This window comes from Cryobacterium sp. TMB3-10, from assembly GCF_004402305.1.
GTDB lineage: Bacteria > Actinomycetota > Actinomycetes > Actinomycetales > Microbacteriaceae > Cryobacterium > Cryobacterium zongtaii.
In genome coordinates, this window is the sequence record NZ_SOGH01000020.1 from 694956 (window position 1) to 705935 (window position 10980).

7 protein-coding genes are annotated in these 10980 nt (G+C 67.6%); 4 read left to right on the top strand and 3 right to left on the bottom strand.

The genetic code is table 11. The features are described 5' to 3' along the window. Positions 1 to 10: 10 nt before the first annotated feature. Positions 11 to 2089: a maltotransferase domain-containing protein gene (locus tag E3T22_RS11365; protein WP_174776235.1), complete on the top strand. Its 2079-nt coding sequence runs from the start codon at positions 11 to 13 to the stop codon at positions 2087 to 2089. After that, on the top strand, positions 2086 to 4302 hold the full coding sequence (gene glgB / locus E3T22_RS11370) for a 1,4-alpha-glucan branching protein GlgB (RefSeq protein WP_134408327.1): 2217 nt from the start codon (positions 2086 to 2088) through the stop codon (positions 4300 to 4302). Before E3T22_RS11365 ends, glgB begins: the two co-directional genes overlap by 4 nt. 83 nt (positions 4303 to 4385) lie before the next feature. Here glgB and E3T22_RS11375 read toward each other — a convergent pair whose 3' ends face one another. After that, positions 4386 to 5351 carry a tetratricopeptide repeat protein gene (locus E3T22_RS11375; protein ID WP_088456449.1) on the bottom strand — a complete coding sequence of 322 codons (966 nt, stop codon included), beginning with the start codon at positions 5349 to 5351 and terminating at the stop codon, positions 4386 to 4388. Next, complete coding sequence (locus tag E3T22_RS11380; protein ID WP_088456450.1) at positions 5348 to 7156, bottom strand: hypothetical protein; 1809 nt, start codon at positions 7154 to 7156, stop codon at positions 5348 to 5350. The genes E3T22_RS11375 and E3T22_RS11380 overlap by 4 nt, the downstream gene beginning before the upstream one ends. Positions 7157 to 7425: 269 nt before the next feature. Here E3T22_RS11380 and E3T22_RS11385 point away from each other — a divergent pair, with 269 nt between their 5' ends. Together E3T22_RS11385 and E3T22_RS11390 are read left to right on the top strand one after the other, a co-directional pair. After that, the gene (locus E3T22_RS11385; protein ID WP_134480144.1) at positions 7426 to 9039 is read left to right on the top strand and encodes a hypothetical protein; all 1614 of its coding nucleotides are present in this window, start codon (positions 7426 to 7428) and stop codon (positions 9037 to 9039) included. A 28-nt stretch (positions 9040 to 9067) separates the two neighbouring features. Continuing rightward, positions 9068 to 10117, top strand: a complete 1050-nt coding sequence (locus tag E3T22_RS11390) for an AI-2E family transporter (RefSeq protein WP_088456452.1) — start codon at positions 9068 to 9070, stop codon at positions 10115 to 10117. Between the two features lie 104 nt (positions 10118 to 10221). Here the strand turns inward: E3T22_RS11390 and E3T22_RS11395 are convergent, their stop codons facing one another. Further along, complete coding sequence (locus E3T22_RS11395) at positions 10222 to 10950, bottom strand: alpha/beta hydrolase (RefSeq protein ID WP_088456453.1); 729 nt, start codon at positions 10948 to 10950, stop codon at positions 10222 to 10224. Between the last annotated feature and the right edge of the window lie 30 nt (positions 10951 to 10980).

Here is a 10980-nt window from a genome sequence, read left to right on the forward strand (position 1 = left end):
CGGTCGTCTTGTGGCTAAGACACCAAAACGAACCGGTACCGCCCTCTCAACTCCGAGCATCGCGGATGTTCCGACCAAAGTCGGTCGAATCCCCGTCCTCGACCTGTCCCCGCAGCTGAACGACAATCTCTGGCCGGCGAAGGCTTTCGCCGGCGAGGTCGTGCCGTTCGGTGCGACCGCCTTCAGGGAAGGGCATGACGCCATCGGCGTGATGCTGCATCTCACGGCGCCGGACGGCACCCAGACCCAGCATCCGATGCGCCCCGGCGCCCCGGGCACCGACAGGTACGAGGCCCAGGTGCGCCTGGACCTGCAGGGCTCGTACACCTACAGGGTGCGTGCCTACGCGGATGACTTCACCACCTGGGTGCACAACGCCGCCATCAAGATCCCCGCCGGCATCGACGTCGAGCTGATGTTCCTGATCGGTTCGACACTGCTGGCCTCCGCCGGCAAGGACCTCAAGCGTCCCACCGTGGAACGTCGGCTGTTCGCCGCCGCCGCCAAGACCCTGGCCAATACGAAGCTCCCCCTCGCGGTCCGGCTGGCCGTCGTCACCGATCCGGCCCTGGCCGCGGCAGCAGTCGTGCGCCCCCTCGCCAGTCTCGACTCGTTCTCCGCCGAGCGCACCGTGCGGGTCGAACGCACCCGCGCCGGCGTCGGCTCCTGGTACGAGTTCTTCCCCCGCTCGGAGGGCGCCGTGCGGCGAGAAGACGGCAGCTGGCAGAGCGGAACCTTCCGCACCGCGGCCGCCCGCCTGCCCGGCGTCGCCGCGATGGGCTTCGACGTGTTGTACCTGCCGCCGATCCACCCGATCGGCCGGTCCTTCCGCAAGGGCCCGAACAACACCCTCGACGCCGGCGAGAACGACCCGGGTTCGCCGTGGGCGATCGGCTCGGCTGCCGGCGGACACGACGCCATCCACCCGGAGCTCGGCACCATTGACGACTTCAGCTTCTTCCTCGACGCCGCCCGCACGGAGGGCATCGAGGTCGCCATCGACCTGGCCCTGCAGGCCTCGCCGGACCACCCCTGGGTCACCGAGCACCCGGAGTGGTTCACCACGCTGCCGGACGGCACCATCGCCTACGCCGAGAACCCGCCGAAGAAGTACCAGGACATCTACCCGATCAACTTCGACAACGATCCCGCCGGCATCCGTGCCGAGGTGCTGCGCTTGGTGCGCTACTGGGTCGGCGTTGGCGTGAACATCTTCAGGGTCGACAATCCGCACACCAAGCCGTTGGACTTCTGGGAGTGGCTGATCGGCACCATCAACCGGGAATCGCCCGACGTGGTGTTCCTGGCCGAGGCGTTCACCCGTCCGGCGCTGCTGCAGGGCCTGGCCAAGGTCGGTTTCCAGCAGTCGTACACCTACTTCACCTGGCGCAACACCAAGGAGGAGCTCGAGGAGTTCTTCGACGACTTGGCCCACGACACCGCGGACTTCCTGCGCCCGAACCTGTTCGTGAACACTCCCGATATCCTCTCCGAGTACCTCCAGTTCGGCGGACCGGCGGCGTTCAAGATCCGTGCGGCCCTGGCCGCGACGGCGGCGCCCACCTGGGGCCTGTACGCGGGCTTCGAACTGTACGAGAGCGTCGCCCGTCCCGGTGCCGAAGAGAACATCGACAACGAGAAGTACGAGCTTCGGCCCCGCGACTTCGCGAAGGCTGAAGCGCTCGGCAGGTCGCTGGCGCCGTTCCTGGCCCAGCTGGGACGCATCCGTGCCGCCCACCCGGCCCTGCGTCAGCTGCGCAACCTCGACATCCACTCCAGCGACGACGACTCGATCCTCGTCTACAGCAAGTACCTGTCCGGTGAGTTCACCGACGACGGTCGCACCGACGCGCTCATCATCGTCGCCAACGTCGACCCACATTCGGTGCGTGAGACCGTGGTGCACCTGGATGTGACCAGGTTCGGTCTCCCCCTCGGCTCCCACTTCGAGGTCGAGGACCTCATCACCGGCGCCGTGTGGACCTGGTCCGCGGACAACTTCGTGCGCCTGGACGCCTTCACCGAACCCGTGCACATCCTGCACGTGCGGATCCCACAGGCACCGAACCAGAACGGACTGGCCGAATGAAACACGCCACCGGCCGACCCGCCGACGAACTGCCCACCTTCTCAGCGCACATCCTCGAGACGGTCTCGGTCGGCTCGTACTACAACCCGCACGAGGTGCTCGGCCAGCACCTGCTGGACCTGCCGAACATCACCGACCCGATCACGGTCATCCGGGTCCTGCGTCCCCTGGCCATCGAGGTCGTCGCGGTGCTGTCCACCGGCGCCCGCGTCGAACTGTCCCATCTGGGCTACGGCATCTGGCAGGGTGTCAGCACCATCGGCCCGCAGGACTACGAGATCGAAGCGCACTACGAGGGCGGACCGGCCTGGATCAGCGACGATCCCTACCGTTACCGGCCCACGCTCGGCGAGCTCGACCTGCACCTGATCGGCGAGGGCCGGCACGAACGTCTCTGGGACGTACTGGGCGCCCACGTGCGCACCTTCACCGGCGTGACCAAGCCTGTCAGCGGCACCTCGTTCTCGGTCTGGGCGCCACACGCCCGTGCCGTGCGCGTGATCGGTGACTTCAACAGCTGGTACGGCGTGCTGCACTCGATGCGCAACATGGGCAGCACCGGCGTCTGGGAACTCTTCGTGCCCGGCCTGACCGCTGGCTCCAACTACAAGTTCGAGATCCTCACCCAGGCCGGCGAGTGGGTGCAGAAGGCCGACCCGATGGCCCGTTACACCGAGGTGCCGCCGCTGACCGCGTCGGTGGTGGGCGAGACCGCCTACACCTGGCAGGATGCCGCCTGGCTGGCCGAACGCAGCGCCACCGACCCGCACAACCGGGCCATGAGCGTGTACGAGATGCACGTGGGCTCCTGGCGGCCCGGGCTGGGCTACCGGGCCCTGGCCGACGAGTTGATCAGCTACCTCGAAGAACTCGCGTATACGCACGTGGAGTTCATGCCGCTGTCCGAGCACCCGTTCGGGGGCTCCTGGGGCTACCAGGTCACCGGCTACTACGCTCCGACGAGCCGGTTCGGCCACCCCGACGACCTGCGCTACCTGATCGACCGGCTGCACCAGGCCGGCATCGGCGTGATCATGGACTGGGTTCCGGGACACTTCCCCAAGGATGAGTTCGCCCTGGCCCGCTTCGACGGGCAGGCCCTGTACGAGCACCCGGACCCGCGCCGCGGTGAGCAGATGGACTGGGGCACCTACGTCTTCGACTTCGGCCAGATGCAGGTGCGCAACTTCCTCGTCGCCAATGCGCTGTACTGGCTCGAGGAGTTCCACATCGACGCCCTCCGGGTGGACGCGGTCGCCTCGATGCTGTACCTGGACTACTCCCGCAAGGACGGCGAGTGGGAACCCAACAAGTTCGGCGGCCGGGAAAACCTCGAGGCGATCAGCCTGCTGCAGGAGATCACCGCGACGGCATACAAGCGCAACCCCGGCACCATCATGATCGCCGAGGAATCCACCAACTGGCCCGGTGTCACCGCGGCCACCTCCGGCGGCGGCCTGGGCTTCGGGCTGAAGTGGAACATGGGCTGGATGCACGACTCGCTCGAGTACATGAGCGAAGACCCGATGCACCGCGCGTACCACCACAACGAGATCACCTTCTCGTTCGTCTATGCGTTCAGCGAGAACTTCCTGCTGCCGATCAGCCACGACGAGGTTGTGCACGGCAAGGGCTCCCTGATCGGCAAGATGCCCGGAGATCCGTGGCAGCAGCTCGCCAACGTGCGGGTCTACCTCGCATTCATGTGGGCGCACCCGGGCAAGCAGCTCCTGTTCATGGGGCAGGAGTTCGGCCAGCGGTCCGAGTGGAGTGAAGAGCGCGGACTGGACTGGTGGATGCTCGACCAGCCCGGTCACCGTGGCCTGTTCAACCTCGTCGGCCAGCTCAACCGGGTGTACCGGGACACGCCCAGCCTCTGGGAGCGTGACAACGAACCCGGCGGGTTCGAGCTGCTCGACGGCGGCGCCGCTGCGGAGAACGTGGTCAGCTTCGTGCGCTGGGACCACGACGGCACGCCGGTGGTCTGCCTATACAACTTCTCCGGAGCCCCGCACACCGGCTACAGGGTGGGGCTGCCCCTGCCCGGCGCCTGGGAGGAGATCCTCAACACCGATGCCGAGAACTTCGGCGGCTCCGGGGTCGGCAACCTCGGTGAGGTGACCGCGTTCGCCGAGCCGTGGGCCGGCCGGCCGGCATCCGCCACCCTCACCCTGCCGCCGCTCGGCGCCCTCTGGCTGCGCCTGCGCCGCTGACATCGCTCAGGCCACGCGAAAGCGCCCGCCTGGTCGCCTCAGTCGCCTGAGGCAGCCACACGGGCGCTTTCGCGTTCCCGCGTTTAGTAGAGCAGCGCGGTGAGGCGTTTGCGGGCCGGCGGCACGCGCGGGTCATCGGTGCCGACGACCTCGAACAATTCGAGCATGCGCTGCCGGATGACGTTCTTGCCCGCAGCATCCTGGCCGGGGAACAGGCCCAGCAGCCTGTCGAAGGCGTCCTCGATGTGTCCGCCGGACAGGTCCAGGTCGGCCACGAGGAGTTGAGCGTCCAGGTTCGCCGGGTCGTCAGCGGCAGCCGAACGCACCTCGGCGATGGTCTTGCCCTGCAGCCGGGCGAGCAGGCTGACCTGGGCGAGACCGGCGGTGGCCATGGTGTCGCGGGGGTCGCGGGCCAGGGCGAGCTTGTAGATGTCGATGGCGGCGGCGTAGTCGCCGCGCTCGATGGCCTCGTAGGCCTCGCGGTGATGCGGTGGCAGTTCGGGTTCGACGGGCTCGGCCGGCGGGCCGGCGGGCGTCTCGGCGGCCTCGGCCACCCCGGTCACACCGTGCTGAGCAGCCAGCTCAAGCACCCGCTCGAAAACCTCGCGGATCTGCACCACGGGGAGTACCCCGTCGAAAAGCTGCACCGGCTGACCGTTGATCACCGCGGCGAGGGTCGGCACCGACGTGGCCTGGAACGCCTGGGCGAGCTGCGGGTTCGTGTCGATGTCGACGGTGGCGAGCACGAAGCGGCCGTTGTACTCCCTGATCAGGTTCTCGATCACCGGGGTGAGCTGGGTGGCCGGCTCGCTCCAGGTGGCCCACAGGTCCACAATCACCGGCACGATCTTCGACAGTTCCAGCAGCTCCGCGAAGTTGGTGTCGGTACCCTCGAGCACCAAATTCGGTACCGGAACGACACCGGCGACGGCGCCATCCGGCGCGGTCCCGGTGCTCACGCCGGCCGCGGCCGCCGGTGGGCGGTTCACGAGCGAGGACAGGTCGACGGCGCCGCGCAGGTTGGCGCCGGCTGGGGGGACAACGGTCATGGAAGCTCCACGGAATTGATCAGTCCCTGACTAAAGCCAAGGAGAACGATTTTGTCGGTTGAATTGGCGGCAGGCACGTGGAACAGGAGCTGCTCGCTATAGGTGCTCTGGATGCCCTTGGTGGTCTCCTCGATACCGGAGAGCGCCTTGCTCGGGCCTTCCTTCGGGGTGATGGTCGCCTTGCCCGCGACGGGAGTCACCGTGGTGATCTCGTTCACACTCACGGCCACGATACTGCCGGAGTCGTTCGTGGCAAGGGCAATGATCTCGCCACTCCCAACGGCATTGGTGAACTCCATCGTGCCGGTGTCCTCAAGCTCCAACAGCTGCTTCTCCTTGTACTCCAAGCCCAGCTGGGTGCGGGCGGTGTCGCCCTTGGCTTCGAAGAGCGGGAACGACGGGCTCGCCTCGCCTTTCAGCAGGATGTCGGCGTAGGCCGGGCCAACAGCGTTGGGCGCCATCGACATGAACTTGTTGTCGGGGGCGATCAGCGGTGCTCCGATGGTAGCCGGGGCCACACTCGGAACCTTGGCGGATGCCTCGAGCTGCACGGCGTACTCGACCAGGTAGTTCTCCCGCGGAGATTCCTGCTTGAGAATAAGCGCCATGGTGGGCACCGAGGCCTCATCAGCCGACTGCAGCACCGTCATGACCACGCGCGGCCAGGCATCGGTCTGTTGGGGAAGCGTCAGCGTCAGCGGGGAATCCGGCAGCGCCACGGTCGCCGCGTACGACGCATCGGCGGCGCGGACCTTGTAGTTGGCCAGACGCTGCTCGAGCGCGGGGCCGGTGAACCGGGTGGCCAGGCTGTCGGCATCCAGGTTCGCGTCGGCCTCCGCCGTGAGCGCGACAATGTCGCCAACGATGCGCTCGAGTTGCGGCACCGTCACAGCGGGCTCCGGAGCCTCGTCGGCCACGGGAGCCTCGATATCCTCGGCGCTGGACGAGGGCGTCGCCGTTGCGGTGGCGGCGGCCTCCGGAGCGGCGGTCGGCCAGAACTCCGGCGAACATCCGCTGAGCACCAGGCCGGAGACCAGCACGAGGGGAACGGCGATCATGGACCGGCCGATCGACCGGCGTGGACCGGTGATCTCGCTCGCCTTGATGGTCTTGGGGCGCGGCGCCCGGGGCAGCCTGGGCATGCGCGGCCCGCGCGGCACGTTGCGCCGCGGACGGCGGGACCGGCGGAAGTGCAACAGGCCCAGCAGGTAGATCACGAAGCCGAGCAGACCGATGAGAGCTCCCCCGACGATCAGCGGACCGGCCCACGGTGTCGCGTTGTCCGTCGGCCAGGCCACGGTGATATCCGTCGGCGCCGGGGCGGTCCCGTCGGAGGCGACAAGCACCGAGATCCCGGCCGGCGCGCTGATCGTGGTGGTCAGCGACCGGTCACCGGTGTACTCCTCCAACCACAGGTCGGAGCCGGCAGGGTCGGTGGCCAGCGGGGCCGCTTCGGTTTCCGCCGCCGGCGTGACGGCGGTTCCCGTCGCCGGGGTAACAGTCAATTTCCCGGTGTCGGCATCGAGGCCCACCGCCGAGTACTCGTCAGCGCCGATCCAGGCCTGGATGTCCGCGGTACGCGCGTAGGCGACGAAGACGCTGTCGGAGCCGGAAACCGTGATGGTCTGGCTGCCGGGGAACGTGCCCAGGGCCGCGCCGTCGATCACCGCGTACGGCGCACCGTCGTCGACCGTCGCGCTCAGGCTCGTGGAAGCAGGTTCGAGAAAGACTGTCCGCTGCGCGATGCCGAATGCGATCATCAGCGCGGCGAGGACGAATGCCAAAATGGCAAAGACGAAACGCACGTAAAACCCTCCTGTGTTGCCTGCCGATGGCTGCGAATCACAACGACTGCCACCGCTTGTCGGGGCCGGGAAGCAACAGACACGGACGTCTTACGATAGTGGACGCTCCTGAGAGGTGCCTAATAGCGGCTTTTCGCGTGATTCCCCTCCCTCCACAGCCTCCTTTTCCCCGAAGGCGGGATGGGGAGCAGAGTGTCCGGGCACTAAAATTGCACGGTCTGCTCCGTCCGTATCTGACTCGGGGTCAGGCCCATTTATGAGGAGACAACGTGGCGACCGACGAGGCTGACTTCACCCAGGTATTCCGGGGGTACGACAAGGACGAGGTCGACAAGGCCATCCAGGGACTTCGGCGCGACCTGATCCAGGCCAACGCCCAGAGCACCGAGTCGGCCAAGGAAGTCAAACGACTGGGGGCCAGAATCGACGACCTCAATGCCGAGATCGAAGAGGTCGGCAGTCCCACCTTCTCCGGGCTGGGCACCAAGCTCGAGAACACCCTGCGGGTCGCCGAGGAGCAGTCAACCCGGGTCATCGCCCAGGCCGATATCGACGCCGAGAAGCTGCGCGCCTCCGCATCCGCCGAGATCGACGCGCTGAAGCGCCAAGCCTCCGAACACGCCGAACGAACGGTGTCCGACGCCACCGTCAAGGCCCACCGACTGCTCACCGATGCCCAGGTCGAGGCAGACGATCTGCTCACCCGCGCTGGGCAGACCCACGAACAGCTCACCCAGGATGCCCTCCAGGAGGCCGCGGCGATCCGCGGCGCCGTCGCCACCGAGGCGGCGGAGCTCCGGGCCACGGTCAAGCGTGAGGTCGCCGCCATTCGCTCCGAGGCCGAACGGGAGGCCGCTGAGGTGCGGGTCGTCGCTCAGCGCGAGGCCACCGAAGCGAGGGAAATCGCCGCTGGTCTCACCCGGGAAACCGAATTGACGCGCGCGGAAGTGGCCCATGAACTGGACCAGCAGCGTGCCGACCTCGCCCGCGAGACCGAACAGGCCCGCATCGACCTCGCCACCGAGACCGAACAGGACCGCATCGACCTGGCCCGGGAGACCGAACAGGCCCGCATCGATCTGGCCCACGAGACCGAACAAGCCCGCTCAGACCTGTCCGTGGAGATCGAGCAGGGTCGCACCGACCTCGCCCGGGAGATCGAACAGGCTCGCGCGGATCTCACCATCGAGGGTGAGCAGGCGCACACCGACCTCGACCGGGAGCTGGACCGAGATCGGGCGGCAGTGAACCGCGACCTCGACAAGGCGCACGCCGACCTCGCCGCCGAGATCGAGCAGGCCAGGGCCGACCTCGCCCGGGAACTCGAGCAGACCAAGGCGGACTTCGACGCCGACAGCGAGCAGGCCAGAATCGATCTGGACAACCATCTCACCGCCACCCGCAAGCGCGGCGAGCACGAGGCGGCCAAGCTGCGACGCGAAATCGACCAGATCCGAGCCGACCTCGAGGTGGAGCTCAAGGCGCGCAGGGACGAAGCCGAGCAGGACCACCTGGCCCGTCACCAGGCGGCCGTCGCTCAGACGCAGCGTTACCTGGACGACTCCTCGGCTCAGCTCGCCGTCACCAACGCCCGCACCGTGGAACTGCGCACTCTCAACGAACAACTGGATGCCGGTGCCCGCGCCGACGCGAAGACGGCGAAGGCGAAGGCCGACGATGAGGCCGAACGCATCGTGCGGAATGCCGAGGATTGCGCGGCGGCCCTCGTCGCCGATGCGGAGACACGCACGCGTGAACTCGTCAACGACGCTGAAGACCGTCTGGCGCAGATTAGGATTGAGCGCGAGTCGGTCGCCGGCTACTTCGAAAGCCTGCGCAGCGTCCTGACCCAGGCGGAGAAAGTGAACGCTGACCAGGACTAGTCACAACGCCGAGCAAGTGGAGACAACAGTGAAGATCCAAAACGCCTTCCGGCTCGGCCTGGTGGGAACCCTGGGTGTCGGCCTCGGGGTGCTGATCCTGAGCTCGATCGTCTCGCTGTCCACGATCATCACCTACATCGGGGCGGCTCTGTTCCTGGCCCTGGGACTCGACCCGGCGGTCTCGTGGCTCGAGAAGAAGAAGTTCCCGCGGTGGGCCGCCATCCTCACGGTGCTCGTCGCCGTGCTGGGCGCGCTGACCGGGGTGATCTTCGCCATCGTCCCGATCATCGCCGACCAGATCTCCAACCTGTCTGAACGCATTCCGGCCCTGGTGAAGTCGGTGAATTCAGCGACTTTCCTCGTCGACCTGCAGAAGCAGTTCCCGGCCCTCGATGTGCAGGAGATCGTCGAGGCGGTCACGAAATACCTCGGCGGCAACCTCACGGAGATCACGTCCACCATCGTCCAATCCGGTTTCGCCATCGTCAGCGGCTTGTTCGGCGGCCTGATCATCCTGATCCTGACCCTGTACTTCACGGCGTCACTGAACACCATGAAGCGAGCCACCTACCAGCTGGTCCCCGCCTCCAAGCGGGAACGCTTCGCGGACCTGAGCGAGCAGATCACCACGGCCGTCGGCCGGTTCATCGTGGGACAGGGCGCCCTGGCCGCCTGCAACGGTGTTTTCAGCTTCATCTTCCTGTCGATCATCGGCGCCCCCTTCCCCGCCCTGCTGTCGGTGATCGCGTTCCTGTTCTCGCTCATCCCGCTGGTCGGCACCATCACCGGATCCGTCATCATCGTCGCCACCTGCGCGATTCCCGGTATCGGCAGCTCCTGGCTCACCGTGCTCGTCGCGGGCATCTACTACCTGGTCTACATGCAGCTCGAGGCCTACGTTCTCAGCCCGAACATCATGAACCGCGCCGTCGCCGTGCCCGGCGCCGTCGTGGTGGTGGCAGCCCTCGCCGGCGGGTCGCTGCTGGGCATCCTCGGCGCCCTGATCGCGATCCCGGTCGCGGCATCGGTCATCATGATCATCAAGCAGGTCGTGATCCCCCGCCAGAACGAGCTGTAAAGCCTCAGGAGCGCCCTGTCAAGCGGCGCGGTGCTCCTGAGCGCCGGACGCCCGCCGGTTGCTTACGCGGCGGCTCAGAGCTCGGCCGCTCAGAGCCGGGCGGCTCAGCGTTCGCCGGCCCAGGTCTCCGGCAGTGGGCCGGCTGCCGGGTTCACCGCGGCGACGATCTCGTTGAGCACCCGGCGGGTCTGGCTCTCCCCCACCCAGAGATGCTTCGCGCCGTCCACATTGATCAGTCGGGCGTTCGGAACGCTCGCGAACCGGGTGCGGGCCTCCTCGGGCCGGAGGTAGTCGTCGTGTTCGGGCACCAGCACCACGAGCTCGCGCTCGTCGTCCGCCCAGGCCGCCAGTTCGGCATCCGTTGCCCGATGCAGCGGTGGCGACAGCAGGATCGCGCCGTGGATCGGGTGGTCGAGGCCGTACTTGATCGCCAGTTCCGTGCCGAACGACCAACCGACGAACCAGGGGTCAGGCAGGCCACGCTCCGTGACGAAGGCCATGGCCGCGGCCACATCGGCACGTTCGGCGTCGCCGTGTCCGAAGCTGCCCCCGCTGGTCCCCCGCGGTGAACTGGTACCACGGGTGTTGAAGCGCAGCACGGCGAGGTCGGCCAGCGCCGGCAGCCGTCCGGCGGCCTTCCGCAGGATGTGCGAGTCCATGAAGCCGCCGTGCGTGGGCAGCGGATGCAGGGTGACCAGGGTGGCGACGGCGGGCCGACTCGCCGGCGTGGCCAGCTCGCCCACCAGGGTGAGGCCGTCGTCGGTGTGCAGCTCGATCTGCTCGCGGGTTGCGGGCAGGTCGATGCCGCCGCGGATCTCGACTGGTCCGGCCATGGTGGTGCTCCTCGTCGGGGGGGGGGGGGG